This is a genomic window from Burkholderia sp. BCC0398 (genome assembly GCF_902833245.1).
GTDB lineage: Bacteria > Pseudomonadota > Gammaproteobacteria > Burkholderiales > Burkholderiaceae > Burkholderia > Burkholderia sola.
In genome coordinates, this window is record NZ_CADFEM010000010.1 from 75,993 (window position 1) to 101,640 (window position 25,648).

28 protein-coding genes are annotated in these 25,648 nt (G+C 67.8%); 5 read left to right on the forward strand and 23 right to left on the reverse strand.

The features are described from left to right. Window positions 1–27 precede the first annotated feature (27 nt). The 10 genes from HWX76_RS22100 to HWX76_RS22145 all read right to left on the reverse strand — a co-directional run bounded on the left by HWX76_RS22100 (window position 28) and on the right by HWX76_RS22145 (window position 10,594). Window positions 28–1,173 (reverse strand): alpha-hydroxy acid oxidase, encoded by a 1,146-nt coding sequence (locus HWX76_RS22100; protein WP_050012338.1) that lies wholly within the window; start codon window positions 1,171–1,173, stop codon window positions 28–30. 171 nt (window positions 1,174–1,344) lie between these two features. After that, a complete protein-coding gene (locus HWX76_RS22105) occupies window positions 1,345–2,112 on the reverse strand; it encodes a FadR/GntR family transcriptional regulator (protein ID WP_050012337.1) in 768 nt (255 codons plus the stop codon). A 67-nt stretch (window positions 2,113–2,179) separates the two neighbouring features. Beyond that, window positions 2,180–3,070, reverse strand: coding sequence for an amidohydrolase family protein (locus tag HWX76_RS22110; protein ID WP_089489787.1), 891 nt, complete (start codon window positions 3,068–3,070; stop codon window positions 2,180–2,182). Window positions 3,071–3,134: 64 nt separating this feature from the next. Next, the gene (locus HWX76_RS22115; RefSeq protein ID WP_050012448.1) at window positions 3,135–4,076 is read right to left on the reverse strand and encodes an ABC transporter substrate-binding protein; all 942 of its coding nucleotides are present in this window, start codon (window positions 4,074–4,076) and stop codon (window positions 3,135–3,137) included. Window positions 4,077–4,147: 71 nt separating this feature from the next. Continuing rightward, the gene (locus HWX76_RS22120) at window positions 4,148–5,185 is read right to left on the reverse strand and encodes an ABC transporter permease (protein ID WP_050012336.1); all 1,038 of its coding nucleotides are present in this window, start codon (window positions 5,183–5,185) and stop codon (window positions 4,148–4,150) included. A 27-nt stretch (window positions 5,186–5,212) separates the two neighbouring features. Next, window positions 5,213–6,751 carry a sugar ABC transporter ATP-binding protein gene (locus HWX76_RS22125; RefSeq protein WP_176016341.1) on the reverse strand — a complete coding sequence of 513 codons (1,539 nt, stop codon included), beginning with the start codon at window positions 6,749–6,751 and terminating at the stop codon, window positions 5,213–5,215. 12 nt (window positions 6,752–6,763) lie between these two features. After that, complete coding sequence (locus tag HWX76_RS22130; RefSeq protein ID WP_176016342.1) at window positions 6,764–7,540, reverse strand: SDR family oxidoreductase; 777 nt, start codon at window positions 7,538–7,540, stop codon at window positions 6,764–6,766. 88 nt (window positions 7,541–7,628) lie between these two features. Continuing rightward, complete coding sequence (locus HWX76_RS22135) at window positions 7,629–8,906, reverse strand: L-fuconate dehydratase (RefSeq protein WP_050012333.1); 1,278 nt, start codon at window positions 8,904–8,906, stop codon at window positions 7,629–7,631. A gap of 23 nt (window positions 8,907–8,929) precedes the next feature. After that, window positions 8,930–9,772 (reverse strand): ureidoglycolate lyase, encoded by an 843-nt coding sequence (locus tag HWX76_RS22140; RefSeq protein WP_050012332.1) that lies wholly within the window; start codon window positions 9,770–9,772, stop codon window positions 8,930–8,932. A gap of 57 nt (window positions 9,773–9,829) precedes the next feature. After that, entirely contained in the window at window positions 9,830–10,594 is a 765-nt protein-coding gene (locus HWX76_RS22145; RefSeq protein WP_050012331.1) for an SDR family oxidoreductase, read from the reverse strand. A 662-nt stretch (window positions 10,595–11,256) separates the two neighbouring features. On the opposite strand from HWX76_RS22145, the gene HWX76_RS22150 reads away from it, so the two are divergent. From HWX76_RS22150 to HWX76_RS22160, 3 genes are all read left to right on the forward strand, one after another. After that, on the forward strand, window positions 11,257–11,547 hold the full coding sequence (locus HWX76_RS22150) for a DUF3331 domain-containing protein (protein WP_039366241.1): 291 nt from the start codon (window positions 11,257–11,259) through the stop codon (window positions 11,545–11,547). 170 nt (window positions 11,548–11,717) lie between these two features. Beyond that, the gene (locus HWX76_RS22155; protein WP_089489788.1) at window positions 11,718–12,704 is read left to right on the forward strand and encodes an oxidoreductase; all 987 of its coding nucleotides are present in this window, start codon (window positions 11,718–11,720) and stop codon (window positions 12,702–12,704) included. 214 nt (window positions 12,705–12,918) lie between these two features. Then, entirely contained in the window at window positions 12,919–13,218 is a 300-nt protein-coding gene (locus tag HWX76_RS22160) for a DUF4148 domain-containing protein (RefSeq protein ID WP_050012329.1), read from the forward strand. Between the two features lie 193 nt (window positions 13,219–13,411). Here the strand turns inward: HWX76_RS22160 and HWX76_RS22165 are convergent, their stop codons facing one another. From HWX76_RS22165 to HWX76_RS22190, 6 genes are all read right to left on the reverse strand, one after another. Next, complete coding sequence (locus HWX76_RS22165; protein WP_124631554.1) at window positions 13,412–14,608, reverse strand: TauD/TfdA family dioxygenase; 1,197 nt, start codon at window positions 14,606–14,608, stop codon at window positions 13,412–13,414. A 23-nt stretch (window positions 14,609–14,631) separates the two neighbouring features. Further along, the gene (locus HWX76_RS22170; protein WP_124631555.1) at window positions 14,632–15,588 is read right to left on the reverse strand and encodes an alpha/beta hydrolase; all 957 of its coding nucleotides are present in this window, start codon (window positions 15,586–15,588) and stop codon (window positions 14,632–14,634) included. Window positions 15,589–15,645: 57 nt separating this feature from the next. Continuing rightward, complete coding sequence (locus tag HWX76_RS22175) at window positions 15,646–16,134, reverse strand: thioesterase family protein (RefSeq protein WP_050012326.1); 489 nt, start codon at window positions 16,132–16,134, stop codon at window positions 15,646–15,648. A gap of 10 nt (window positions 16,135–16,144) precedes the next feature. Next, on the reverse strand, window positions 16,145–17,110 hold the full coding sequence (locus HWX76_RS22180) for an L-carnitine dehydrogenase (RefSeq protein ID WP_176016343.1): 966 nt from the start codon (window positions 17,108–17,110) through the stop codon (window positions 16,145–16,147). Between the two features lie 89 nt (window positions 17,111–17,199). Beyond that, window positions 17,200–18,129 (reverse strand): 3-keto-5-aminohexanoate cleavage protein, encoded by a 930-nt coding sequence (locus HWX76_RS22185; RefSeq protein WP_050012324.1) that lies wholly within the window; start codon window positions 18,127–18,129, stop codon window positions 17,200–17,202. 61 nt (window positions 18,130–18,190) lie between these two features. Beyond that, window positions 18,191–19,144 (reverse strand): choline ABC transporter substrate-binding protein, encoded by a 954-nt coding sequence (locus HWX76_RS22190; protein WP_069617412.1) that lies wholly within the window; start codon window positions 19,142–19,144, stop codon window positions 18,191–18,193. Between the two features lie 447 nt (window positions 19,145–19,591). Here HWX76_RS22190 and HWX76_RS22195 point away from each other — a divergent pair, with 447 nt between their 5' ends. Further along, window positions 19,592–19,759 carry a hypothetical protein gene (locus HWX76_RS22195; RefSeq protein WP_160300498.1) on the forward strand — a complete coding sequence of 56 codons (168 nt, stop codon included), beginning with the start codon at window positions 19,592–19,594 and terminating at the stop codon, window positions 19,757–19,759. A 35-nt stretch (window positions 19,760–19,794) separates the two neighbouring features. Here the strand turns inward: HWX76_RS22195 and HWX76_RS22200 are convergent, their stop codons facing one another. Next, window positions 19,795–20,676, reverse strand: coding sequence for a LysR family transcriptional regulator (locus HWX76_RS22200; RefSeq protein WP_089489626.1), 882 nt, complete (start codon window positions 20,674–20,676; stop codon window positions 19,795–19,797). Between the two features lie 121 nt (window positions 20,677–20,797). Here HWX76_RS22200 and HWX76_RS22205 point away from each other — a divergent pair, with 121 nt between their 5' ends. Continuing rightward, entirely contained in the window at window positions 20,798–21,241 is a 444-nt protein-coding gene (locus tag HWX76_RS22205; RefSeq protein ID WP_089489789.1) for a DMT family transporter, read from the forward strand. A gap of 53 nt (window positions 21,242–21,294) precedes the next feature. On the opposite strand, the gene HWX76_RS22210 is transcribed toward HWX76_RS22205, so the two are convergent. The 6 genes from HWX76_RS22210 to HWX76_RS22235 are packed head-to-tail and all read right to left on the reverse strand — an operon-like array spanning window position 21,295 to window position 25,647. Further along, window positions 21,295–22,800: an aldehyde dehydrogenase family protein gene (locus tag HWX76_RS22210; protein ID WP_089489627.1), complete on the reverse strand. Its 1,506-nt coding sequence runs from the start codon at window positions 22,798–22,800 to the stop codon at window positions 21,295–21,297. A gap of 33 nt (window positions 22,801–22,833) precedes the next feature. Beyond that, window positions 22,834–23,373 carry a cytochrome c gene (locus tag HWX76_RS22215; protein WP_050012320.1) on the reverse strand — a complete coding sequence of 180 codons (540 nt, stop codon included), beginning with the start codon at window positions 23,371–23,373 and terminating at the stop codon, window positions 22,834–22,836. Continuing rightward, window positions 23,370–23,870, reverse strand: a complete 501-nt coding sequence (locus HWX76_RS22220) for a cytochrome c (protein ID WP_089489628.1) — start codon at window positions 23,868–23,870, stop codon at window positions 23,370–23,372. Before HWX76_RS22220 ends, HWX76_RS22215 begins: the two co-directional genes overlap by 4 nt. Continuing rightward, window positions 23,867–24,421: a methylamine dehydrogenase light chain gene (locus tag HWX76_RS22225; protein WP_050012318.1), complete on the reverse strand. Its 555-nt coding sequence runs from the start codon at window positions 24,419–24,421 to the stop codon at window positions 23,867–23,869. The genes HWX76_RS22220 and HWX76_RS22225 overlap by 4 nt, the downstream gene beginning before the upstream one ends. 39 nt (window positions 24,422–24,460) lie before the next feature. Next, on the reverse strand, window positions 24,461–25,096 hold the full coding sequence (mauD, locus tag HWX76_RS22230; RefSeq protein ID WP_050012317.1) for a methylamine dehydrogenase accessory protein MauD: 636 nt from the start codon (window positions 25,094–25,096) through the stop codon (window positions 24,461–24,463). Beyond that, window positions 25,093–25,647 (reverse strand): MauE/DoxX family redox-associated membrane protein, encoded by a 555-nt coding sequence (locus HWX76_RS22235; protein ID WP_050012316.1) that lies wholly within the window; start codon window positions 25,645–25,647, stop codon window positions 25,093–25,095. The genes mauD and HWX76_RS22235 overlap by 4 nt, the downstream gene beginning before the upstream one ends. Window position 25,648 lies beyond the last annotated feature (1 nt).

Below are 25,648 nucleotides of genomic sequence, written 5' to 3' on the forward strand. Positions count from 1 at the left end.
AGGCTCGGCTGGCGCCGAAACCCGTCGTCAGCGAAAGCGCAGCTGATTCCGCCCGAGCTGCGCAACGGACGCGCAGCCCATTAGCCGCATGTCCCGTTCGATCTCCGTGCGCATCAGTTGCAGCGCACGTTCGACGCCGGGCTGCCCGGCGGCGGCGAGCGGAAACAGGTAATAACGCCCCAGGCCGACCGCCTTCGCACCGAGCGCCAGCGCCTTGAGCACGTGCGAACCCCGTTGCACGCCGCCGTCCATCATCACGTCGATCCGGTCGCCCACCGCGTCGACCACCTCGGCAAGCTGGTCGAACGCGGCGCGCGAACCGTCCAGTTGCCGTCCGCCGTGATTCGACAACACGATGCCGGTGCAACCGATGTCCACCGCCCGGCGCGCGTCGTCGACCGACATCACGCCTTTCAGGCAAAACTGCCCGTTCCACTCCCGCACCATCGCGGCGACGTCGTCCCATGTCATCGACGGATCCAGCATGTCCGTGAAGTAGCGGCTGATCGACATCGCGCCGCCGCCCATGTCGACATGCCGGTCGAGTTGCGGCAAACGGAATCGCTCGTGAGTCAGGTAGTTGATCGCCCAGGCCGGCTTCAACGCGAACTCGGTCATCCCCGCGAGCGTCAGCCGGAACGGAATCGAGAAACCGGTGCGCTTGTCGCGCTCGCGATTGCCGCCGGTGATGCTGTCCACCGTCAGCATCATCACGTTCACGCCGGCTTCCCGCGAGCGGTTCATCATCTCGCGGTTGAGACCGCGGTCCTTGTGGAAATAGAACTGGTACACCTGCGGGCCCGCGCTGATCGCACGGGCCTCTTCGAGGCTCACGGTGCCGAGCGACGACACGCCGAACATCGTGTCGAATTTCGCGGCCGCGGCGGCGACGGCGCGCTCGCCGTCGTGATGAAACAGGCGTTGCAGCGCGGTCGGCGAACAGTAAACCGGCATGCCGAGCCTTTGCCCCATGACCGTCACCGACAGATCGACATCGCGCACGCCACGCAACACGTTCGGCACCAGATCGCAGCTTTCGAACGCGCTCGTGTTGCGCCGATACGTGGTTTCATCGTCGGCCGCACCGTCGATGTAATTGAAGATCGGTCCCGGTAATCGCCGTCGCGCCAGCTCGCGGAAATCGTGGAAATTGTGGCAATCGTTCACGCGCATTCGTCACACTCCATTCCGCGCACGAGCGGCATGCCGGTGGGCCGGCACGCATCGCGGCGTTCGTTCTATGGCGACGGCCGGGTCATCACCCCGTACGAGGCCGCGTCGGCACCGGGGTGGGTGCGCATCGCGGACACCGCTGCCGACCATACAGGAAATCGATTCACACGCTCAATCGAGCGCGCGGCCGAAAATGCGGATCACTTCGTCGAGATGCTCGGCCATCGCACGGCGCGCGGCGTCCGGGTCGCGCGCGCGGATCGCATCGAGGATCGCGCGATGCTCGCGCTCCGACCGGTGCGGCATGTCGTTCGGCATGTACAGCGACTGCAGCCGCTGGAACATCAGGTCGTACTTGTGCGCAAGCAGCTGCTTGATCATCAGCGCATACGCGGCGTTGTCGCTCGCCTCCGCGATGCGGATATGGAACAGCCGGTCGCCCGGGTGCGTGAGCGAGCCGCTGCGGTTATCGTCCTGATTGCGCAGAAATGCTTCGTGAATCCCTTCGATCTGCGCATCCGAGCCATGCTTCGCGGCCAGCGACGCGGCCTCCGGCTCGATCAGCCGCCTCGCCTGCAGCAGCGCGAACGGCGGGATTTCGGTGTCGAGGTCGAGCGCGATGCCGAGCTCCGGATCGATCTCGACGATCGAGAACGGCGCGACCGTCGCGTCGGGTGCCGTCACGGGTTCGGGCGCGGCGGCCGTTTCGGGATGGCGCACCTTCACGCCGTCGCCGACGCGCACGCTGACGAGCCCGTTCACTTCGAGCGCGATCAGCGCCTCGCGCACCGACGTGCGCGACACGCCGAACCGTTCGGCAAGTTCGCGCTCGGGCGGCAGATAGCTGCCCGGCGGGAAATCGCCGGACTCGATCATCGCACTGAGCTTGTCGGCGATCTGCTGGTAGAGGCGGCGGTTCTGAATCGGCTGGATGGACATACGTTGACGCTGGTAATCGGTTTCGTTCCGGACGGCCCGAGCATCGCATGGACCGTTCGCGCCTATTTTATATGCCGCGCTTCACATCGCCCGGCACCGCGTAGCAGCGCGCGGCCGTGCCGCCCCACAACGCGGCGCGTTCGGCCGCCGACAGCCGCGCTTCGGCCCAGCGTTCGACGAGCGACGCGACCTCGTCATACGACGCCGCGAGCAGGCACACGGGCCAGTCCGACCCGAACATCAGCCGCCGCGGGCCGAACGCGTCGAGCGCCGCGTCGAGACACTGCTCGATATGCCGGATGTCCTGCGCGCGCAGGCCGCGCCGCCAGTCGGCTTCGGTCACGAGCCCCGACAGCTTGCACGCGACGTGCGGCAGCGCGCCGAGTTCACGCAGCGACGCGCGCCAGCGCGCGAGCGCCGTGTCGTCGCGTGCGAACTCGGCGAGCGCGGGCTTGCCGACGTGATCGAGCACGAGCCAGTGCGCATCGTGCCGCGCGCAGAACGCACGCACGTCGGGCAACTGGCGCTCGTACACGAGCACGTCGTACACATAGCCGTTCGCCTGCAGCCATGCGACGCCGCGATTGAAGCCGGGATCCGCGACGAACGCGCCGACGTCGGCTTCGTCCTGCACCTGATGACGGAAACCGCGCAGCTTCGGGCTGCGCCACTCGGCAACGTGGTCGGCCAGCGCCGGCGCACCGAGATCCTCCCAGCCGACCACGGCCGCGATGCGTGCGTCGTCGCGCGCCAGATCGAGCAGGAACGCCGTCTCGTCGCGCCCGGCGCGCGCCTGCACCGCGATCGACGCGCCGAGCGCCTGCGCATGCATTTGCGGCCACAGTGCGTCGGGCAGGTAGTCGCGCGCGAGCACGCCCATCCCGGGGCCGATCCACGGATAGTCGGCCGCGCGATAACGCCAGAAGTGCTGATGCGAATCGATACGCACTGCGCCCATGATGCCCTCGTGTTCGATCATCGCGGCGGCGACGGTCATCGCCGCCGCCGCACGTCCGCCACGTTCAGTCGTACAACACCGCCGCGATCTTCGGATCGTCGATATTGGTCTTGTCGTACCAGTAGAACCCGGTATCGATCACCTTCGGCAGCTTCTCGCCCTTGATCGCCTTCACGGCCGCCTCAACCGTCTTGTAGCCGATGCCGATCGGGTTCTGCGTGATCGCGCCGGCCATCAGCCCGCTGCGGATCGCGTCCTTCTGCTGCTTGCCGGAATCGTAGCCGACGATCACGACCTTGCGCTTCATCTCGCGCACGCCGTTGACCACGCCGATCGCCGACCCCTCGTTGGTGCCGAACAGCCCCTTGAGCTTCGGATATGCCTGCAGGATCGACTTCGTCACTTCGGTCGACTTCAGCTGATCGCCTTCGCCGTACTGCACGGTCACGACCTGCACCTTCGGGTGCGCCGACTTCATCCGGTCGAGGAAGCCGTCGCGGCGGTCGATGCCGGTGCGGCTCGTCTGGTCGTGCGCGACCACGGCCACCTGCCCTTCGTCGCCGATCAGCGCGGCGAGCTTGTCGGCGGCGAGCGCGGCGGCCGCCTTGTTGTTGGTCGCGGCCGTCGTCACCGGAATGTCGCTGTCCACGCCCGAGTCGAACGCGATCACCGGGATCTTCTCGGCCTGCGCCTTCTTCAGCAGCGGCAGCGCGGCCTTGCTGTCGAGCGCCGCGAAGCCGAGCGCGGCCGGCTTCTTCGCGATCGCGGCCGACAGCATGTCGATCTGCTTGTCGACCATCGCCTCGGTTTCGGGCCCTTCGAACGTCACCTTCACCTTGTAGTCCTTCGCGGCCTGCGTCGCGCCCGATTTCACGGCCTGCCAGAACTGATGCTGGAAGCCCTTCGAGATCAGCGGGATGTAGGTTTCCTGCGCGTGCGCGCCGGCCGTGACGCCGACGGCGAACGTCAGCCCGACGATCGCGTTCAACACCTTGCTCCTGATCACTTCGCGTCTCCTTTTTTCGTATCGAATGAAATGCCGGCCGAAACCGGCGGTGAAGCGCATGCCTGCGTGTGTCAACGGCGGCGCCGGCGCAGGATGTCCACGTAGACGGCGAGGATGATGATCACGCCCGTCACGACCGTCTGCCATTCCTGCGCGACCGACATGATGCGCAGGCCGTTGGTCAGCACGCTCATGATGAACGCGCCGATGATGGTGCCGACGATGCTGCCCGCGCCGCCCGACAGCGACGTGCCGCCGATCACGACGGCCGCGATCGCATCGAGCTCGTAGCCCTGCCCGAGCGCCGGCTGCGCGGAGTTCAGCCGCGACGCGATCAGCAGCCCGGCGATCCCGCACACCGCGCCGCTGAACGTGTAGACCGCGATCTTCCACGCATCGACGTTCACGCCGGATAGCCTGAGCGCCTCCTCGTTGCTGCCGAGCGCGAACGTGTAGCGGCCGAAGATCGTCCGGTTCAGCACGATCGACGCGCCGATCGCCACGAGGAACAGGATCAGCACCGCGTTCGGAATCGGCAGCGCGGGAATCAGGTTGCCGATCAGCGAATCCTGCGCGATCGACGTGAAGCCCGGCGTGTCGTTGAAGTAGATCGGCCGCGTGCCCGAGATCACGAGCGACAGCCCCTTGAGCAGCATCATCATGCCGAGCGTCGCGATGAACGGCGGCACCTTCATCTTCGCGATCACGAAGCCCGACACGCAGCCGGACAGCGCACCGAAGCACAACGCGGCCAGGATGCCGAGCGGCAGCGGCATCCCCCATTTCGTCAGCACGACGCCGGCCATCACCGCGCAGAACGTCATCAGCGTGCCGACCGACAGATCGATGCCGGACGTGATGATCACGTACGTGCAGGCGACGGCCAGCACGCCGTTCACGGCAGTCGCCTGCAGGATCGACACGAGGTTGTCGACGTCGAGGAAGTTCGACGACGCGAAGCTGAAGAACGCGATCAGCAGCACGAGGCTCGCGAACGCGAGCAGCTTCTGCCGCGCGGCCGGGTTGAAAAAGCGCGCTTTCAGGCTCGATGCGGCCGCCGGCGTGTCGCCGGTGGCAAGGGGCGGAACGGGATGCGTATCGTTGGACATGATCGTTAGGCGTCTGAATCGGGACAATCAGGACAACACGGTCGACTCGCGCTGCGTCGCGAGCTGCATGATCTTTTCCTGCGTGGCGTCGGCCGCGCGCAACTCGCCGGTCACGCGGCCTTCGCACATCACGAGAATCCGGTGGCTCATGCGCAGCACCTCGGGCAATTCCGACGAGATCATCACGATCGCCTTGCCGTCGGCGGCGAGCGCATCGAGCAGCTTGTAGATCTCGCTTTTCGCGCCGATGTCGATGCCGCGCGTCGGCTCGTCGAAGAACAGGATGTCGCAGTCGCGCAGCAGCCACTTCGCGATCACGATCTTCTGCTGGTTGCCGCCCGACAAGAGCCGCGCGGGCTGCGCGACCGACGGCGTGCGGATCGCGAGCTGGCGCACGTACGACTGCGCGGCGTCGCGCATCGCGCGCGCGTCGAGGAACAGGCCGCGGCGCACGAAGCGGCGCATGCTCGACAGCGCGATGTTGTTCTGCACGTCCATCCCGACCGCGAGCCCGAAGTGCTTGCGATCCTCGGACAGGTAGCCGATCCCGTATTTCACTGCGTCGGCCGGCGTGCGGATCGTCACGGCCCGGCCGTGCACGCGGATCTCGCCCGCATCGACCGGATCCGCGCCGAACACCGCGCGCGCGACCTCGGTGCGGCCCGCGCCCATCAGCCCGGCGAAGCCGAGGATCTCGCCGCGCCGCAGCGTGAAGCCGACGTCGCGGATCGCGCGGCCGCGCGACAGCCCGCGCACTTCGAGCGCAATCTCGTTCGCGGACGTATCGGGCGGCGTGCGGGTGTCCGCATCGAGCTGGCGGCCGACCATCATCGCGATGATCGTGTCCATCGACGTGCCCGCCATCGGCACGGTCGCGACGTACTTGCCGTCGCGCATCACGGTCACGCGATCGGCGATCTGGCGCAGCTCGTCCATCTTGTGCGAGATGTAGACGATGCCGACGCCGTGCGCGCGCAGGTCGCCGATGATGCGGAACAGCTCGGCGATCTCCGCGTTGTTCAGCGCGGCGGTCGGCTCGTCCATGATCAGCACGCGCGAGTCGAACGACAGCGCCTTCGCGATCTCGACCATCTGCTGCTTCGCGACCGTCAGCCGGCCCACGAGCGTGCGCGGGTCGAGATCGAGCCGCATCCGCTGGAAGATCGCGGCAGCGTCCCGATTCAGCCGGTCTTCGTCGACGAACACGCCGAAGCGGCCGCGCGGCTCGCGACCGATGAAGATGTTCTGCGCGACGCTCAGGTGGTTCATCAGGTTCAGCTCCTGATGGATGATGCCGATGCCGAGCGCCTGCGCGGCACGCGGGTCGACGATCTCCACCGGGCGGCCGTCCATCCGGATCTCGCCCGCGTCGCGCGGGTAGACGCCCGCGAGAATCTTCATCAGCGTCGACTTGCCGGCGCCGTTCTCGCCCATCAGCGCATGCACTTCGCCCGCACGCAGGTCGAAACGGCAATCGTCGAGCGCCTGCACGCCCGGAAAGCGCTTGCCGATGCCGGTCAGCGCGATCAACGGCGGCGCGGTGTTCGGGTTCAGGTCGGGTTGCATGGAACGCGGCCCTCAGCTGATCGCACGATCGAGATGCGTATATCCGCCGTCGACGAACAGCCACTGGCCCGTCGTGTGCGATGCGCGATCCGACAGCAGGAACACGGTCGTATCGGCGATCTCGCCGGCCGTGGTGAAACGCTGGCCGAGCGGCACCTTGCCGGCGATTGCCGCGACTTTCGCTTGCGGATCGTCGAAGCCGGCGATCCAGTTCTGGTAGAGCGGCGTCATCACCTCCGCGGGAATCACCGCGTTCACGCGCACGCCGTCGTTACGCAACGCGACCGCCCATTCGCGCGTCAGCGCGAGCTGCGCACCCTTCGACGCGCAATAGCCGCTCGTGTTGCCCTGCCCGGTCACGGCCGTCTTCGACGAGATGTTGACGATCGCGCCGCGCGTCGCCTTCAGGTGCGGCACGCAGTAATGCGCCATCACGTAGTAATGGATCAGGTTGCGTTCGAGCGACGCAACGAACGCGTCGCGCCCCGCGTCGAGCCCGATGCTGTCGTTGATGCCCGCGTTGTTGACGAGGCCGTCGATGCGGCCGAAGCGCGCGACGGTCTGCGCGACCGCGTCGCGGCACTGCGCGTCGTCCTGCAGTTCGACAGTGACGCACGCGGCGCGCGGCTGTTTCTGTGCAAGTGCACGCCAGAACGCATCGTCGGGCGCGTGGCGCGCGAACACCACGGGAATCGCGCCTTCGCCGGCCAGCCGCATCGAGATCGCGGCGCCGATGCCCGACGCGCCGCCGGTCACGATCACGACCTTGTCTTGCAGGTTCAAATCCACTTCGCGTCTCCGTCGTTCATGTTGTCGCCGCGCACGGTGCGCACCACGCGCACCACGCAAATGGCGCGCCGTCGTGCGTTGCCGTGCGTCAGCCGCGGAACCGGTACTGCTCCAGCGATTCGGGCTTCATCTCGATCGAGAAACCGGGCGCCGTCGGCGGCATGTACGCCGCGCCGCGCACCACGCACGGTTCGACGAAATGCTCGTGCAGGTGATCGACGTATTCGGTCACGCGCCCTTCCTTCGTGCCGGAAATGCACACGTAGTCGATCATCGACAGGTGCTGCACGTATTCGCACAGCCCGACGCCGCCCGCATGCGGGCACACCGGCAGCCCGTACTTCGCGGCCATCAGCATCACCGCGAGAATCTCGTTCACGCCGCCGAGCCGGCACGCGTCGATCTGCACGACGTCGATCGCGCCGCGCGCGATGAACTGCTTGAACAGCACGCGGTTCTGGCACATCTCGCCGGTCGCGACCTGCACCGGCGCGATCGCCTCGCGGATCTTGCGATGCCCTTCGACGTCGTCGGGGCTCGTCGGCTCCTCGATGAACCACGGCCGCGCGAACGCGAGCGCGCGCACCCAGTCGATCGCCTCGTCGACTTCCCACACCTGGTTCGCGTCGATCATCAGCTTGCGGTCGGGGCCGATCACCTCGCGCGCGATCGTCACGCGGCGGATGTCGTCGGCGAGGTTCGCGCCGACTTTCAGCTTCACGTACTCGAAACCTGCTTCCACCGCCTCGCGGCACAGCCGGCGCAGCTTGTCGTCGCTGTAGCCGAGCCAGCCGGCCGACGTCGTGTAGCACGGATAGCCGTCACGCTCCAGCGCGGCGATCCGCGCGGCCTTGCCGGGCGCCTGCCGGCGCAGCAGGTCGAGCGCTTCGTCCGGGCTCAGGCAGTCGGTCAGGTAGCGGAAGTCGATCGCCCGCACCAGCTCCTCCGGGCTCATGTCGGCAACGAGCCGCCACAGTGGCTTGCCGACGGCCTTCGCCCACAAATCCCACACCGCGTTGACGACGGCGCCCGTCGCCAGGTGGATCGCGCCCTTGTCGGGGCCGATCCAGCGCAACTGGCTGTCCGACGTGACGTGCCGCCAGAAACGGCCCATGTCCTCGCGAATCCAGTCGAGGTCGAGGCCGACGACGAGGTGGCGCATCGCGTCGATCGCCGCGCAGCAGATTTCGTTGCCGCGCCCGATGGTGAACGTGAGCCCGTGACCTGCGAGCCCGTCGCGATCGGTTTCGAGGATGACGTAGGCCGCCGAATAATCGGGGTCCGGATTCATCGCGTCGGAACCGTCGAGCTGGCGCGAGGTCGGAAAGCGCACGTCGAGGACGCGCATCGATCGAATGATAGGCATGACGAACCGTCCGTTGAAGGGAATCAGGCCTGCACGGTGCGCTGGCGCTGCTCGCCGAGCCCGTCGATGCCGAGCGTGATCACCTGTCCGGCGCGCAGGTAGACGGGCGGTTTCTGCCCGAGGCCGACGCCCGGCGGCGTGCCGGTCGAGATCACGTCGCCCGGCTGCAGGCTCATGAAGCGGCTCAGGTAGCTGATCAGGTGGGGCACGCGGAACACCATCGTCGCGGTCGTGCCGTTCTGGTAGCGGTGGCCGTCCACTTCCAGCCACAGTCGCAGCGCGTGCGGATCGGGCACTTCGTCGGCCGTCACGAGCCACGGGCCGATCGGGCCGAACGTGTCGTTGCCCTTGCCCTTGTCCCACGTACCGCCGCGTTCGAGCTGGTATTCGCGCTCCGACACGTCGTTCACCACGCAGTAGCCGGCGACGTGCGACAGCGCATCGGCTTCGTCGATATAGCGGCCGCCCTGGCCGATCACCACGCCGAGTTCGACTTCCCAGTCGGTCTTTTCCGAGCCGCGCGGAATTTCGACGTCGTCGTTCGGGCCCGAGATCGCGCTCGTCCACTTGCCGAACACGACGGGCTCCTTCGGCACCTCCATCCCGGATTCGGCTGCGTGATCCGAATAATTGAGCCCGATGCAGATGAACTTGCCGACGCGGCCGACGCACGCGCCGAGCCGCGGCATGCCTTCGACGAGCGGCAGCGACGACGGCGGAATGTCGCGCAGCCGCGCGAGCGATGCAGGGGTCAGCGCGTCGCCGGCGATATCGTCGATCACGCCGGACAGGTCGCGAATCTGGCCGTGCGCATCGAGCAGGCCCGGCTTTTCATGGTGTTTGTCGCCAAATCTCAGCAGTTTCATAGCGTTGTCTGAATGGAATCGGAAGGTAAATAGGAAGGCGCGGTCAGTTCGACACGGTCAGTTTGACCAGCCGCCATCGATCAGGTGAATCGTGCCGGTGGTGAACGACGCTTCGTCGGACGCCAGATAGAGCGCGAGCGCGGCCACTTCGTCCGCGCTGCCGATGCGGCCGATCGGCTGGCGCGCGACGAACGCCTGGCGCACCTCGTCGGCGGACACGTGGCGCGTGCGCGCCTGGTCGGCGATCCGCTGCGCCAGCGACGGCGATTCGATCGTGCCCGGGCAGATCGCATTGCAGCGGATACCGCGCTCGACGAAATCGGCGGCCACCGACTTGGTCAGCCCGATCACGGCCGCCTTGGTCGTGCCGTACACGAAGCGGTTCGGCACGCCCTTCACGCTCGACGCGGCCGACGCCATGTTGACGATCGACGCGCCGCCGGCTTCGAGCATCGCGGGCAGCAGCGCGCGGATCAGCCGGTACATCGACGTGACGTTCAGGTTCAGCGAGAACGCCCACGCGTCTTCGTCGCACTCGAGGATCGAGCCGTGATGCACGTAGCCCGCGCAGTTGAACAGCACGTCGAACGCGCGTTCGCTCGCGGCGAGCGCGGCCACCTCGTTCGCGTCGGTCACGTCGAGCCGCCGCGTGGCCAGCCGGCCGCCCGCGCGCTCGGCATCGGCTTCGAGCCGCACCAGCGCGGCTTCGTTGATGTCGGTCGCCAGCACGTCGGCGCCCTCGCTCGCGAACCGCAGCGCGGTCGCGCGGCCGATGCCCTGCCCGGCCGCCGTCACCAGCGCGCGTTTGCCCTGCAATCTCATGAGCTTCTCTCCGAAAAAGCCGGCCGCCAGTCGGCCGATTGGCACAAAGGACTAAAGGTCCAACCAATCATAGGAACGGATCGCGCGTTTGTCACGAAATTGGGATTCAGTATTTACCCGGGGCGGGTCAATCCGTGCGGCGCACGAGAATGCGGCGCGCGACCGGCGTTGAAGTGCTGCCCCGCGATCCGTTCAAACCCAATACCGGCGTTCCAGCCGATTCTTCAGGCGCGTCCCGTACCGCGCACGGGCGAAACTGACAAAAAAGTCATGTTCGCGTCAGGGTGCCAACGGGTGCCGCACGCCATCATGGCGTTGCCGGACCGCGCTTCCGGTACATCGCCCCCCGCCCGCTCCGGATCCCGAGCGGGCACCTCCGTCCCCCGGCGATGTATCCCGTGACTGGGCGAGCAGACACGGTGTGCGGGCCGATTTTCCGCCCCGGGCTTCTTGTCCGGGGCTTTTTGTCTTTGGTTTTCCAAGAAAATAAGCGTCGATTGTTTCTAAATCGGCAAAAGGTAATTCGAGCCGGACAGGATGTTTTTTCCGGTCACAGACGCTTACATTTAGCGCACCACTCATGGAAACCCCTACGGATTCCCCCTTGGGTAGTGACACCCACTGCCATGGCCGAACCCGCACGGGCTTTAGGAAACGGCAAAATGAAGGCCTCCAAATCCCTGCCTGCGCTCGATCCCGCCGACGTCCACGTCGAAATCCTCGAACGTTCCGATACGCTGCTCGTCGTCCGCTGGGTCGAACCCGGCCGCTGTCATTACGGCGAACAACGCTGGCGCCGCCGCTTCGCGCAACGCACCGGCACCTGCGCGCTGTCGCGCCAGGTCATCCACCGCGGCGACGAAGTGTTCCGCCCGGCCGAGCGCCCGGCCCCCGCGAACGCCGCCGCCATGATCTCCGCCGCCGAGGTGCTCGCGCTGGCCGGCGGCAGGTAACACCCGCCGGTCCTGCGCCGGACTCGCGGCGCCACACCCTGAGCCCCGAATCCCTAGAAGCGCCGGTCTAATTCCTCCGCTTGTCTGCTCCGTCCGCCCGCACTATCGTTACACCACTCAATGTAACGATTAAGTGCCGCGGCCGACCGGCCGCGCCGATGGAGGCAGACATGCATGCATGGAGCGCGCGCCACGTCCCGGCACAAGGCGGCAAGGTCGCGGTCGTGACCGGCGCCAACAGCGGCCTCGGCTGGCATCTCGCGGAAACGCTGGCCGCGAAAGGCGCGACGGTCGTGATGGGCTGCCGCGACGGCGCACGCGGCGCGCAGGCCGCCAACGCGATCCGCCGGCTTCATCCTCATGCACGCGTCGAAGTCGATCCGCTCGACCTCGCCGATCTCGCATCGATTGCACGCTTCGCGGCCGACGTCGGCGAACGCCACGGCCGCGTCGACATCCTCTGCAACAACGCCGGCGTGATGTTCCTGCCGCTGCGGCACACGCGCGACGGCTTCGAGATGCAGTTCGGCACCAACCACCTCGGCCATTTCGCGCTGACCGGCCATCTGCTGCCGGCGCTGCGCGCCGCGCACCGGGCGCGCGTCGTCACGATGTCGAGCGGCTTCAACCGCGGTGGCCGGATTCGCGTGGACGACCTGCGCGCCGCGCAGCGCTACAACCGTTATCTCGCCTATTGCGACAGCAAGCTCGCGAACCTCGTGTTCGCGATCGAGTTGCAGCGCCGCTTCGCGCGCGCGGCATTCGCGGGCATCAGCGTCGCCGCGCATCCCGGCTATGCGGCGACCAACCTGCAGTTCGCGGGCCCGGCGATGGACCGCTCGCCCGCCCGCGCCGCGTTGATGCGCGCCGCGAACCGTTATCTCGCGCAACCGGCCGACCAGGGCGCGCTGCCGGCGATTCATGCGGCCACGTCGCCCGATCTGGCCGGCGGCGCGTACATCGGCCCGTCCGGCTGGTTCGAATCGCGCGGGCTGCCGGCGCCGGCGAGCGTGCCGCGCGCGGCGCGCAGCGTGGCGGCGGCGGCGCTGCTGTGGGAAGCATCGGAAGCCGCGACCGGCGTGCGCTTCCTCAGCGCCGGGGCACCCGCCGGCCGCTCGCCGGGTCGGCCGCTCGATACGGCGGCCGAAGCGCGCTGAGTCGTGCGCCGGCGATCGCAATATTCCTCATACTTATTACGCTGACCGAAAAGAAAGCCCGTTGAAAGACTGATGCGCCGCCGCACTGTTACCGGTCAGGAAACAATTTATCGTCAAAATCAGCGTTTACCCTGAACCCGCCGGTGACTAAGATTGGATCAATCGCTCAAGACATGGTGTCGGGAGCGAACCCAATAAAACACCGGAGGTCACCATGAAATCGCTCGTTTCCGCAGTCGTTGCCGCTGCCGCCCTGTCCGCTTCGTTCGGCGCATTCGCTCAAAGCACCGTGACGCGCGCTCAAGTGCGCAACGAACTGGTCCAGCTCGAACAAGCCGGCTACAAGCCGGGCGTGTCGAGCCCGTACTACCCGAACGACATCCAGAGCGCCGAAGCGCGCGTTCATGGCGCCGACACCAGCGGCTACGGCGCACAACCGGCTCCGCTCGTCCATTCGGGCGCGCCGGCAGCCGCTTCGTCGAACGCACGCGACTCGATCTTCTTCGGCCAGTAAGCCGATGCGCCCCCGGCGGGCGCCGCGCGTCGCGCGATGAAGTCACGCAGTCCGGACGAGCCCCTTCGCGGGGCTCGTCTGTTTTGTGAAACGCATACCTCCGCCGCCCGGCAGCGGGTGGCTTCGCCCGGACGCCTAGCGTCCGGGTGCTTTTTCCCCAAGAGGTCGTGCGTGAAGACGCCGTGTGTGTCGATCAGCGCGCAGCGTCGGCCGGCACCGCCCGCGACAACACGCGCCACCGCGACAGCAATTCGTCGCGATCGACGTAACAGCCCTGCAAATGCCGGCGGCCCGTCGACGGATCGAACCCGGTGCGCGCATGCAGCACGCGCCGGTTGTCGAACGCCCACATGTCGCCGGCCCGCAGCCGGCGCTGCACGCGAAAGCGCGGCTCGCGCGCCAACGCAAGGAACCGCCGGTACGCGCGATAGACGGCCGCGACCGAGCCGGCCGGCGCATCGAGCGGCCCGCGCAGGAAGTTCGCGACGCGCACTTCCGTCACGTTGCCGCGCGCATCGCGCCCGATCACCGGCGCCGAACAGCGGTAGTCGCTGTTCGCGCTCTTGTTCCAGAACTCGAACGGCGTCGATGCGAGCTGCTCGAAATCGTCCGGATGTTCGCGCCGCAGCGCGTCCGCGAGCGCGAAGCCGTCGAGGAAGATGCTGTCGCCGCCCGTCGCGTCGTTCGCGAGGCAATGCAGGAATTGCACGCCCGGCTGCAATTCGCGCGTCGGCAGGTCGGTGTGCGGCGGAAGATTCAGCGACGTATACGCATTGCTGTCCGGGCGCGGCTTCGATTCGACGTCGAACAGCACGCCGAAATTGCTTTCGCGGATCAGGCCGACGCGGCGCGCGACCTCGTCGACGCGGCCCCGCTCGGCCGGCACGCCTTCGACGAGCGTCAGCCCCGTGCGCTGCAATGCGCCGAGCCATGCGAGCAACGCGTGATCGTCCTCCATCACGTCGCGCCACGCGAACACGCCGATCGCCGTCGCATCGTCGCCGGTCCATATGTGCCGCCCGTGCGCGGCCACGCGCTCCGCGCGCGACGCGTCGTCATATGCATGCGCACGCAACCAGCCCGGCGACCACGCGCTGCGGTGTCCGTCGTTCCATTCGACATGCAGCGCGCCGTCGGTTTCGACGTGCACGGTAAGCGCGGACAGATCCGCGCGCGCATCGGCGATCTCGAAGACCTGTTCGCGCGTGATCGCATGCACGCACGCGGAACACGCGCAATTGTCGCGCAGCCAGTCGAAATGGAACGGCGATCGTCGCGCGTCGCTCCATTCGACGTCCACCTTGCCGTCGCCAATCGTCGCCGCCGCGATCGCCGCGTCGGCCGAAAATGTCCGCCAGTCCTCGATACGGTGTTGCGCTGCCGCCTGCATCGTTGCCTCCCGGAAAACGCCCGCTACGCGTGTGGTGCGAGCAAGAACCTGCCGACCATCCGGTGCATCCGTGCGGCCTGCGGGCTCGTCCCGAGCGCGCGCCAGCAGCCGTGCACCAGCCCCTCTCCCATCCAGTAGTTCGCGACGCCGCCCGCCGCGCGAACCCGTTCGACGTACACGCGCGCATCGTCGCGCAGCGGATCGTGCTCCGCGCCGATCGCGAGCACCGGCGGCAAGCCGTCGAACCGCCCGGCTTCGAGCGGCACCGACGCGCGCAGCAACGGGTTGCCGTTTCGCAGCACATTGGACAAGTCACCGCCCCAGTACAGCGCGCGATAGCGATGCACGTCGTCGAGCGTCAGCATCGGCGCGTGCGCGTCTGTTTCGCGCGCGGGCGACTGCGGTTCGAAACCGAGCATCGGATAAACGAGCGCGATGCCGTCCACGCTGCCTTCGCCCGCATCGCGCAGCGCGGTCGCCACCGCCGCCGCGAGCATCCCGCCCGCGCTGTCGCCCGCGAGCGTCAACGGATGCACGCACGGCCCGAACGACCAGCGTGCATCGCGTGCGGCACGCGTGACTGCCACGCAATCCTCGAGCGCGGCCGGCGCGCGGTGTTCGGGCGCGAGGCGATAGTCGACGGCAATCACGTCGAGGCCCGTATCGGCCGCCAGTTGCGCGGTGATCAGCGCATGGCTGCCGAGCGAGCCGACGACGAAACCGCCGCCATGAAAAAACAGCACCGTGCCGCGCGGCGTGCCGTGCGCGGACGTATAGCGCCGCAGCGCGATCGCGCGGCCGTCCGGCGCGCGCCACACGGCGTCCTGCTGCACGATGCCGGCGGGCAGCGCGGCCGGCGTCCATTCGGCCGCGAAGCGGTCGTACAGGCGGCGCTGCTCGTCGGGCGAACGCGCCGCCGCATCGGCCGGATACCACGCGTCGACGGCCGCGACGAACGCCGCGATTTCCGGTTCGAGCATCGTGTGCGCTCCGCGGTCGAAGACCGAAGGTAGAAGATCGTGAAATGAAGCGCGCCGCTAGCGGCGCGGCGGCAGCCCGATCACGCGGCCCGCATAAGCGGGCGCCGCGCACTCGCGCTGCAACGCATGCAGTTCGGCCACGCGCGCGGCCACGTCGTCGTCGAACGGCGCCGATTTCGCACCGTCGCGCGTATCGACGTGCAACAGCATCTGCTCGCTCGCCGATACCGCGTCGTCATGCCCGTCGGCGAACAGTTCGAGATACAGGTGCATGCGCTTCGCGTCGTGCGCGAGCACACGCGCATCGACGCGCACCGGCGTGCCCTCCTTGATCTCGCGCAGGTAGTTCACGTGCGCTTCGAGCGTGTAGACCGAGCGCCCTCGTTCGCGACGCGCGGCGTCGTCGAGGCCGATGCGATCCAGCAACGCATCGGTCGCGAAGCTGAAGATCAGCAAGTAGAACGCATCGCGCAGGTGGCCGTTGTAGTCGACCCATTCGGGCCGCACCACGTCGCGGTAAATCGTCAGCGGGGTATCGCCCGTCATCGCCTGTCCTTTATTCGTCGAATCGCATCCCGTGCCGCGCCTTCACCGCGGCGATCGATTTCAGCACCTCGGTGATGCACTCGTCGCGATAGCGTTCGAGCTCCTTGATGCTGCGCGTGCCCTGCTGTTCGGTCGTGCCTTCGACGACGCGGTCGATCAGTGCGTCGGTCAGCGTCGGCGCGACCAGCTTCGTCCACGGCAGTTCGAGCGCAGGGCCGAATTGCTGCATGAAGTGTCGCATGCCCGCATCGCCGCCGGCCAGCGTGTAGGTCAGGAACGTACCCATGAACGACCAGCGGATGCCCGCGCCGAAGCGGATCGCATCGTCGATCTCGCCGGTCGTCGCGACGCCTTCGTCGACCAGATGCAGCGCCTCGCGCCACAACGCTTCGAGCAGACGGTCCGCGATGAAGCCCGGCACTTCCTTGCGCACGTGCAGCGGCCGCATGCCGAGGGTGCGATAGACCTCCATCGCGCCTTCGACCGCTTCCGGCGACGTGCGCGCGCCGCCGAGCACCTCGACGAGCGGCAGCAGGTAGACGGGGTTGAACGGGTGGCCGACCACGCAGCGCTCCGGATGCGTCGCCCGCGCGTAGAAATCGGTCGGCAGCAGCCCCGACGTCGACGACGCGATGATCGCGTCGGGCTTCGCCGCGCGGCTGATCTGCTCGTGCAGCTCGAGCTTTAGCGCCTCGCGCTCGGGCGCGCTTTCCTGGATGAAATCGGCATCGGCGACGCATGCTTCGATCGTCGACACGAACCGCAGCCGCGCGGGATCGGCGCCCGGCGCGAGGCCGACGCGTTCGAGCGCGGGCCACGCGTTCGCGACGCTCGCGCGCAACTGCGCTTCGGCGCCCGGCGCCGGGTCCCACACAACCACGTCGAGACCGTGTGCGAGCGCGCGGGCAATCCATCCGCTGCCGATCACGCCGGTGCCGATCGCGGCAAACGTGTTGATGTCGGTCTTCAATGCCATGTCAACGCATCCTTCGAATCAGGGGAAATCGGTGGGTGGTCTCGCGTGCGCGCAGGCCACCCTGTCATGTCAGTCAGTCGGCGAAAAACTCACGCGAATTCGGCGAGCGCGCGACGTTCGAGCGGACGTTCGCCGCGCGCCGGCAGGCCGAGCTTGCGGCGGCCTTCGGCCGGCGTCAGCACGCGGCCGCCGAGCCGTTCGACGATCTCGCGGGCGCGCTCGACGAGCGTGCCGTTGGTCGCATGCACGCCGCGGTCGAGCCAGATGTTGTCCTCGAGACCGACCCGCACGTGGCCGCCGAGCAGCATCGCCTGCGCGACCATTGGCATTTGCATGCGGCCGATCCCGAAGCCGGCCCAGTGCGCGCCCGGCGGCAGGTTGTCGACCATCGCCTTCATCGTGCCCGTGTCGGCCGGCGCGCCCCACGGAATGCCGAGGCACAGCTGGAACAGCGGCGGATCGTCGAGCAGCCCTTCCTTCAGCAACTGCTTCGCGAACCACAGATGGCCCGTATCGAAGATCTCCAGCTCCGGCTTCACGCCGAGTTCCTGGATGCGTTTCGCGCCGGCGCGCAACTGCGCGGGCGTCGACACGTAGATGTAGTCGCCGTCGCCGAAATTCAGCGTGCCGCAGTCGAGCGTGCAGATCTCGGGCAACAGCTCCTCGACGTGCGCGAGGCGCGTGAGGCCGCCGACGAGGTCGGTGCCCTTGCCGAAGCGCATCGGGTCCTCGCCCGGGCCGATCTCGAGATCGCCGCCCATGCCGGCCGTGAGGTTGATGATCACGTCGACGTCGGCCGAGCGGATGCGGTCGACCACTTCGCGATACAGGTTCGGGTCGCGGCTGCCGCGCCCCGTCTGCGGATCGCGCACGTGGCAGTGGGCGACCGTCGCGCCGGCCTTCGCGGCTTCGATCGCGGCGGCCGCGATCTCCTTCGGCGTGACCGGAATCGCCGGATGCTTGCCGACCGTATCGCCCGCGCCGGTGACCGCGCAGGTGATGATGACTTCGTGATTCATGATGGGTGCCTCGCTTGATTCGGGTTGTGTCGCATTGCTAATGGCATAGGGGCGCGGGCCGTTACAGCCCGAGATACGCCTTCACCGCAGGCAGGCCGTCCTTGCCGTCGAACGTCTTGACGCCCGCGAGCCACGGATCGAGCACCTGCGGGTTCTTCTTCAGGTACGCCTTCGCGGCATCGGCCGGCTTGGTCTTGTTCATCACCGTCTGCATCAGCTGGTTCTCGAGCTGCGTCGAGAAGCGCAGGTTCGTCACGAGCTTGCCCGCGTTCGGGCAGCGCGCGATGAAGTCGGGCGCGGTGAGCGTGTACACGCGCGCTTCGCCGTAGTTCGGGCCGAACGCCGCGTCGCCGCCGGACAGGTAGTTCATGCTGAGCTGGATGTTCATCGGATGCGGCTCCCAGCCAAGGAACACAACCCACTTCTTCTCGCGGGCCGCGCGCTCGACCGTCACGAGCATCCCGGCCTCGCTCGATTCGACGAGCTTGAAGCCGCCCAGCCCGTACTGGTTCGTGTCGATCATTTTCTGGATCGTCGCGTTCGCGCTGCTGCCCGGCTCGATCCCGTAGATCTTGCCGTCGAGTTCCGCACGGTGTTTCGCGATGTCGTCGAAGGTCTTCAGGCCGGCCTGGTACGCGTAGCTCGGCACCGCGAGCGTCGCCTTCGCACCGGACAGGTTCGGCGGCTCGACGACGTTGATCGACTTGCTGTCGAGGAACGGCTGCAGCTGCTTCTGCTGCACGGGCCACCAGTAGCCGAGCGACACGTCGAGCTGCTTGCTCTTGAGACCGGCGAACGAGATCGGCACCGACGCGATCGTCGTGGTCGGCTTGTAGCCGAGCGCCTCGAACACGGTCGACGCGAGCGCCGTGGTCGACGTGATGTCGGTCCAGCCGATATCCGCGAAGCGCACGGTGCGGCAGGTCGCGGCCTCCGTCTCGGCCAGCGCGGCTTGCGTGAACGCGCCGGTCGCCAGCACGGCCGCGGCAAGCGCGGCGATCTTCGTCGACTTCATGGTTCGATTCCTCCCGGTTGGTCTCGCGGCAGCCGGTGCGCGGAGTGTGCGCCGGCCTGCATCGTGGGAGTAAAAGTAACGAGCCATATTCGCCGCGAGAAGACCGGCGGCGACCTGTTCTTGCCTGTTTGCGACTATGAGTGGAAACCACTATGTTTCGTCTGAGGCTTGACTGACGGGGGTTTCGGGTTTCTCCGGGGAGCGGCGGGATTGCCCGGATGCGGCGCGCACCTTTCGATTCTTCCATGGCCATGCTGACGGATTTCCGACAGGTCGCCGGAGGCCGTGGGCCGGCCCTATGCTGGCAGTCGCCGAGCGATCGCGCGCGGCCTGCCCGTTGCCGTGCCGACTCGTATCGTCCGGCCGTTGCGCGTCGCTCGAACGGATGCGGACGGACACGGCCGGCCGTCGCGATGTCCGTCTCCGGTCTTTCCGCCAAGGAACACCATGATGCTTGCCGCTTTCTTCGTCGTCGCCCTCGTCGCCCTCGTCGTGCCCATGCGCCGCCGCGTGATGCGCAGCGCCGATGCGAAACTTCGTGCGCAATTCGATGCGGAAGGCCCGCGCGGAGACGCGTCGCGCCGGTTGATGCACGATGCGGGGTACCGCGTCTGAATATCGACGTCGGGCCCGGTGGCGATGCGGCGCGTTCAGCCCGCCGTCACCACCCGCACGAACGCGTCCGCGAGCACCGTAGGCTCGATCGGCAACACCAGCGCGCACACCGATCTCGCATCCTCGTCCGAAATCGGCACGAACACGACGCCGTCGATCCCGATGCTCGCCATCCGCGCCGGCACGATCGCCACGCCGTGGCCGGCCGCGACGAGATTCAGCATCGACGTCTTCGGCGACACGATCCGCGCGGCCGACGGCACGAAGCCGCGCTTCAGGCACAGATCGATCACGACGCGCGCGAGGCCGCCCCGCTCCCGATACACGGCCGAGACGAACGGCTCGCGCCGCAACCGCGCGATCGCGACGCGCTTGCGGTGCGCGAGCGGATGATCGGCCGGCACCGCCACGCACAGGCGTTCGGCCGCCAGCTCGACGAAACGCACGCGTGCATCGCGCCGCAGCACCGGCAACCGAACGATCCCGACATCGGCCTGGCCGTTCGCGATGTCCGTCACCTGATCCTCGGACGACGCGCGGTCGAGATCGATGCGCGCGCCCGGACAATCGCGCATGAGGCGGTCGAGATCCGGCATCAGGCTGCTGACGGGCACGGTACTGGAATGCAGCAGCCGCAGCACGCCGGCCTCCCCGCGCGAGAACTGCGCGCCTTCGTCGGCGGCCGCCGTCAGCGTGGCCGGGATCGACGCCACGCGTTCGCGGTAGAGCGCGCCGGCCGGCGTGAGCCGCACGCCTCTCGGTTCGCGGTCGAACAGCAGGAACCCGAGTTCGTCCTCGAGCTGGCCGATCTGCCGGCTGAGCGCCGACTGCGCGACATGGAGCGCACCCGCGGCCGGCGTGAAGCCGCCGAGGTCCGCCACGGTCAGGAAATACTGGATTTGCCGGAGTGATGGCATGCCGAAACGAGATGGATGAGCGCCAGATTCGATATTTGTGTTATACCGGCGCGCTGCGCAGAATGAAAGCCTTCCGTGCCCGCACCACCGTGGCGGCCACGCTTTCGGCGCGTTCATCTTCGTGACTACCGTCCTCTCTTATTTGCTGGTCGCGGCGGCCGGCATCAGTGTTGCGTTGCAGCAGGTGCTCAACGCGAACCTGCGCACGCAGATCGGTTCACCGTGGTGGGCCGGGTCGGTCAGCTACGTCGTCGGCCTCGCCGCGATGCTGGCGGTCGCGCTGCTGTCGCCTCACCCGCGCGTGAGCGGCACGTTGTCCGGCGCCGGGTCGTGGTTCAGCTGGACGGGCGGATTCTTCGGCGCGGTATTCGTCGGCGTCGCGATCCTGATGGTGCCGCGATTGGGCGCGGCGACGACGCTCGCGCTGATCGTCGTCGGGCAGATGACCGGCGCGCTCGTGTTCGACCACTTCGGCGTGCTCGGCATCCCGCAGCATTCGGCGAGCGCGATCCGCATCGCCGGCGCGGCGTGCCTCATCGTCGGGGTCGTGCTGATCCGCGCGTGACGGCGGCGCGTGCGTGGCCGATATGCCGGCCGCGCACGCACGCGCCGCGACGCTCACGCGTAGTTCATCATCACCGACTTGCTCTCCGTGTACTGGTCGATCACCGCGCGGCCGAGTTCGCGGCCGAAGCCCGACTGCTTCATCCCGCCGAACGGCAACGCGTTGTCGAGCAGCGAATGGCAGTTGACCCACACGGTGCCCGCGGCAATACGCGGAATCAGCTTGTGGATCGCCGCAAGATCGTTCGACCAGATGCTTGCGCCGAGCCCGTACGGCGTGTCGTTCGCGAGCTGCACGGCCGTATCGACGTCGTCGAACGGCATCGCGACGAGCACCGGCCCGAAGATTTCCTCGCGCACCACGCGCATCGCCTGCGTCGTATCGACCAGCACCGTCGGTTCGACGAAGAAGCCGGGGCCGTCGAGCGCGCGGCCTCCCGCCGCCGCGCGCGCGCCCTCGCCGAACCCCGAGTCGATGTAACCGCACACGCGCTCGCGCTGCTTCGCCGATACGAGCGGGCCGATCTGCGTCGCCGGGTCCATCCCCGGGCCGATCTTCAGGCTCGCGGCGAGCTTCGCGACGCGCTCGATCACGCCGTCGAACACTTTCGCGTGGATGTACGCGCGCGAGCCGGCCGTGCACACCTGCCCCTGGTTGAAGAAGATCGCGTTCGCCACGCCCTGCGCGGCCTTGTCGAGATCGACGTCGGGCAGCACGATCACCGGCGACTTGCCGCCGAGTTCCAGCGACATCCGCGTCATGTTGTCGAGCGCCACGTGGCCGATCGTCTTGCCCGTCTGCGTCGACCCGGTAAACGCGATCTTGTCGATGCGCGGATCGCGCGACAACGCCGCGCCGGCCGTGTGACCGTAGCCGGTGACGATATTGACGACGCCGTCCGGGAAGCCGGCCGCCTGGATCAGCTCGCCCAGCCGCAAGGCGCTCAGCGGCGTGTCTTCGGCAGGCTTCAGCACGACGGTACAGCCCGTCGCGAGCGCCGGCGCGATTTTCCACGCAGCCATCAGCAACGGAAAATTCCACGGGATGATCGCGCCGACCACGCCGACGGGTTCCTTGCGCGTATAAGCGAAAATTTCGCTGTCCGGCAGGTACGGCATGCCGGCGTCGATCACGCTGCCTTCGATCTTCGTCGCCCAGCCGGCCATGTAGCGGAAGCACTGCGCGGCCATCGCGACGTCGAGCCCCTGCGCGACCGTCACCGGCTTGCCGTTGTCGAGCGATTCGATCTCGGCCAGCTCGCGCGCGTTCGCTTCGATCAGGTCGGCGAGCACGAGCATCAGGCGCTCGCGGTCGGTGGTCTTCGCGGTGCGCCACGGGCCAGCATCGAATGCACGGCGCGCGGCGGCGACCGCCTGCTGCACGTCGCGCTCGTCGGCTTCGGGCACGTGCGCGATCACGGCGCCGTCGGCCGGGTTCACGACATCGAGCTGGCGGCCCGACGCGGCGTCGCTCCATTCGGCGCCGATCAGCATCTTCTTCGGCTTCGCGAGAAACGCACGCGTCGCGTCGAGCAGCGCAAAGGTTTCGTTCGTCTCCATGTTCCTGTTTCCCTGATTCGTTGAGTGAGTCGGTCAGTAGCGCTCCGTGACGCCGTCGATCCCGCGCGCCTGCAACGCGCGGACGAGCCCGGTGCGCACGGTCGCGACGTCGGACAGCGCGGGGCGGCGATGCGCGGCGACTTCGGCGGCCGTATACGGCTTGAAGTCGCGCGGCAGCGCGTCGCGGTTCATCGTCGTGAGCACCCAGTTCAGCACGTCGGCCAGCTCCCGATCCGACAGCGCCGAGTTAGACGCACCGGGCACGCGCATCACGTACTCGCGCCCGGCCGGCAGATGCGTGAAATAGCCGAGCGAATTCGCGAGCGGCGGCACCTTGCCGGGAATGCCGCCGCCCGTCGCCGTGTGGCAACCCATGCAGTTGAGCACCCAGTGTTGCCGGGCAAGCGCGGCGTCGGCCGCGCCGTCGGCCTGTGCGGGTGCGGACACGACGAACGCGCAGGCCGCGGCGCCCGACAGCAGCAGCCAGCACGACAGGCGACGCGGCAGGCCGCCGAACCGCGATGACGACGACGCGCACCGCGTGCCGTGCACGGACGCGCGCACGCCGTTCACAGGCCGAGCCCCTTGATCACCACCGCGCGCTGCGCGTGCACGGCCGTGCCGTCCATCTGCTTCGCGCGCGCCGCGCGGATATCGGCCGCGGTGAACGGCTTCGCGTCGCCGTGCTGCGCGTTGAGGTCGAACACGACGTAGTTCAGCACGTGCGCGATGTCGTCGTCGCTCGCGCTGGCGAACGACGGCATCTTGAAGTTGTAGCGCTTGTCGTGCACCTCGATCTCGCCGAACATGCCGTGCAGCAGCGTCGCGATCAGCTGCGCCCGGCCGGCTTCCGCCGCCGCGTACTTGCCCGGGTACTCGGTCAGCGGCGGCGCCAGCCCGTCCTGCCCTTTTCCGCCCGCCTGATGACACACCGCGCACTGTGCGTCGAACAGGCTTTTTCCGGCCGGGTGATGCACGGCATCCTGTGCGCTGGCCGCGCCGGGTAATGCGAAGGTCCCCACGGCCGCCATGCATGCAACGACGATCCTTCCTGCCTGCTTCACTTTCATTGCTTAGCCGCCCCTAGCAGAACCGAAACCGAACAGTGGTAATTCGAATTACCGTTCGCCATGCACCAGTTGATGTCGTTGTTCAGCGACAGCTTGTACAGCGGCTTCTCGCGCTCGTTGCGGTTGCAGAAGCACTTGCCGCACGAGGTCTTGCCGCAGCAGTCGTTGTACGACACGATGTAGTCCGAACCGTCGTGCGGATTGCGGCAGGTGCCGATCCACGTGATCGGCGACGGCGTCGTGCCCGGCGGGCAACTGCTCGACGTGCCGCCGCAGCAGCTGCAAAGCCAGCCGTCGATCGCGCAGTATTTCCAGTAGTCGCAGCTCGTCGGGTCGTCGCTCGCGCCCGCCGCGGCGGCACCGGATGCACCCGGCGCCGCCGATGCCCCGGATGCCGCATCGGCCGCATACGCGGTGCGATCGACGGGCAGCAGCGGCAGCAGCGCCGACCCCACCAGCACCTTGCCGAGCTTCGCCATCGCGCTGCGCCGCGAACTATGCTGCGCGACGCCGCGCGCCGACCGCTCGAACCATGAATCAAACACGCCCATGTCGTCGTTCTCCAATGACGTTGAAAAAGGTCCGGCCGGTCATGCGTGCTGCGCGTGCGCGTCGTGCGCATCGTGGCTGTGATCGCCGTGCACGAACTGCTGCAGCGACGCGACGCCGCGCTCCTTCGCCTCGAACAGGCTCTCGAGGTGCTCGCGCGTGTTGACGAGCCCCTTCGCGCGCACGGCGCCCGTTTCGTCGAGCAGCACCGCATACGGCAGCTTGCCGATCTGGTACGCAAGGCCGAGCTCCTGCGACAGCACGTACGGGAAGCGCCCGAGGTCGTGCTTTCGCGCGAAGCGCGCATGTTCGTCGGCATCGCCGTCGCTCGCAAGCACGATGTTCACCGGCGTCGCCTCGCTGGCCTGCAGCGACGGCAGCAGCGGCAGCAGCTTCTTGCAGACCGGGCACGTCGGCGACAGGAAGAACAGCAGCGTCGCCTTGCCCGCTGCATCGATGCCGCCGACTTTCACGTGCGAGCCGCGAAGGTCGGTCAGTTCGAACGTCGGCGCGATCGTGCCGACCGCCGGCCCCTTGTCGATCATCAGCGCGCCGGCCGGCATGATGCGTTCGTACAGGATGCCGATCTGGCGCACCAGCGCGAGGCAGATCGCGCCGAGCGCGAGGACGGCCACCCACAACAGGGCGGTGGAAACGGTAAGAGCGGTTTGCATCATGAATTCCTCAGATGAGAAAGGCGCGGGACGTTGGCGAGCAGCACGTCGACGGTAAGCAGCGCGCAGACGATCAGCAGCACGGAGAAGAACAGCGTCAGGTAGTCGAACCACACGACGGCGCGCGTGCCCGGCTCGACGAACGCGGTCGCGGCCAGCGCGACGAGCAACAGCACGCGGCCGACATGGAGCCAGCCGATGCCGCGCGGCGCGTCCGCACGGGCGGCGGTGAAGCCGGAACAGCCGCAGTCGATGTCGGTGTGGCCGCGCAGCAGGTTGATCGCGAGGCCGGCCGCGAACGCCAGGAGCAACGCGATCAGGCCGGTCGCGCCGGCCGCGCGCGTGTCGGGAAACAGCAGCGCCACGGCGGCGACGACTTCCGCGAGCGGAATCGCGAACGCGACGGGCGCGGTCAGCGCATCGGACAGCAGCCGGTAGCCGGCGAGCGCGTGGCGAAACGCGGCGGGGCGGCGCATCTTCGCGAAGGCGCCGAGCAGCACGACGGCGGCCGCGCCGGCCTGCGCGCTGGTGGCGAGTACGGGATCGACGGTCATC

What these genes read in the sequence shown, in the direction of transcription:
- HWX76_RS22170 (WP_124631555.1), bottom strand. Translation starts at nt 15,588, where the DNA reads ATGCTCGAACCGGAAATCGCGGCGTTCGTCGCGGCCGTCGACGCGTGG.
- HWX76_RS22185 (WP_050012324.1), bottom strand. Translation starts at nt 18,129, where the DNA reads ATGAATCACGAAGTCATCATCACCTGCGCGGTCACCGGCGCGGGCGAT.
- HWX76_RS22210 (WP_089489627.1), bottom strand. Translation starts at nt 22,800, where the DNA reads ATGGAGACGAACGAAACCTTTGCGCTGCTCGACGCGACGCGTGCGTTT.
- HWX76_RS22225 (WP_050012318.1), bottom strand. Translation starts at nt 24,421, where the DNA reads ATGGGCGTGTTTGATTCATGGTTCGAGCGGTCGGCGCGCGGCGTCGCG.
- HWX76_RS22135 (WP_050012333.1), bottom strand. Translation starts at nt 8,906, where the DNA reads ATGCCTATCATTCGATCGATGCGCGTCCTCGACGTGCGCTTTCCGACC.
- HWX76_RS22165 (WP_124631554.1), bottom strand. Translation starts at nt 14,608, where the DNA reads ATGCAGGCGGCAGCGCAACACCGTATCGAGGACTGGCGGACATTTTCG.
- HWX76_RS22120 (WP_050012336.1), bottom strand. Translation starts at nt 5,185, where the DNA reads ATGTCCAACGATACGCATCCCGTTCCGCCCCTTGCCACCGGCGACACG.
- HWX76_RS22105 (WP_050012337.1), bottom strand. Translation starts at nt 2,112, where the DNA reads ATGTCCATCCAGCCGATTCAGAACCGCCGCCTCTACCAGCAGATCGCC.
- mauD (WP_050012317.1), bottom strand. Translation starts at nt 25,096, where the DNA reads ATGATGCAAACCGCTCTTACCGTTTCCACCGCCCTGTTGTGGGTGGCC.
- HWX76_RS22110 (WP_089489787.1), bottom strand. Translation starts at nt 3,070, where the DNA reads ATGGGCGCAGTGCGTATCGATTCGCATCAGCACTTCTGGCGTTATCGC.
- HWX76_RS22195 (WP_160300498.1), top strand. Translation starts at nt 19,592, where the DNA reads ATGATGCTTGCCGCTTTCTTCGTCGTCGCCCTCGTCGCCCTCGTCGTG.
- HWX76_RS22125 (WP_176016341.1), bottom strand. Translation starts at nt 6,751, where the DNA reads ATGCAACCCGACCTGAACCCGAACACCGCGCCGCCGTTGATCGCGCTG.
- HWX76_RS22190 (WP_069617412.1), bottom strand. Translation starts at nt 19,144, where the DNA reads ATGAAGTCGACGAAGATCGCCGCGCTTGCCGCGGCCGTGCTGGCGACC.
- HWX76_RS22100 (WP_050012338.1), bottom strand. Translation starts at nt 1,173, where the DNA reads ATGCGCGTGAACGATTGCCACAATTTCCACGATTTCCGCGAGCTGGCG.
- HWX76_RS22220 (WP_089489628.1), bottom strand. Translation starts at nt 23,870, where the DNA reads ATGAAAGTGAAGCAGGCAGGAAGGATCGTCGTTGCATGCATGGCGGCC.
- HWX76_RS22155 (WP_089489788.1), top strand. Translation starts at nt 11,718, where the DNA reads ATGCATGCATGGAGCGCGCGCCACGTCCCGGCACAAGGCGGCAAGGTC.
- HWX76_RS22180 (WP_176016343.1), bottom strand. Translation starts at nt 17,110, where the DNA reads ATGGCATTGAAGACCGACATCAACACGTTTGCCGCGATCGGCACCGGC.
- HWX76_RS22160 (WP_050012329.1), top strand. Translation starts at nt 12,919, where the DNA reads ATGAAATCGCTCGTTTCCGCAGTCGTTGCCGCTGCCGCCCTGTCCGCT.
- HWX76_RS22140 (WP_050012332.1), bottom strand. Translation starts at nt 9,772, where the DNA reads ATGAAACTGCTGAGATTTGGCGACAAACACCATGAAAAGCCGGGCCTG.
- HWX76_RS22175 (WP_050012326.1), bottom strand. Translation starts at nt 16,134, where the DNA reads ATGACGGGCGATACCCCGCTGACGATTTACCGCGACGTGGTGCGGCCC.
- HWX76_RS22145 (WP_050012331.1), bottom strand. Translation starts at nt 10,594, where the DNA reads ATGAGATTGCAGGGCAAACGCGCGCTGGTGACGGCGGCCGGGCAGGGC.
- HWX76_RS22200 (WP_089489626.1), bottom strand. Translation starts at nt 20,676, where the DNA reads ATGCCATCACTCCGGCAAATCCAGTATTTCCTGACCGTGGCGGACCTC.
- HWX76_RS22235 (WP_050012316.1), bottom strand. Translation starts at nt 25,647, where the DNA reads ATGACCGTCGATCCCGTACTCGCCACCAGCGCGCAGGCCGGCGCGGCC.
- HWX76_RS22150 (WP_039366241.1), top strand. Translation starts at nt 11,257, where the DNA reads ATGAAGGCCTCCAAATCCCTGCCTGCGCTCGATCCCGCCGACGTCCAC.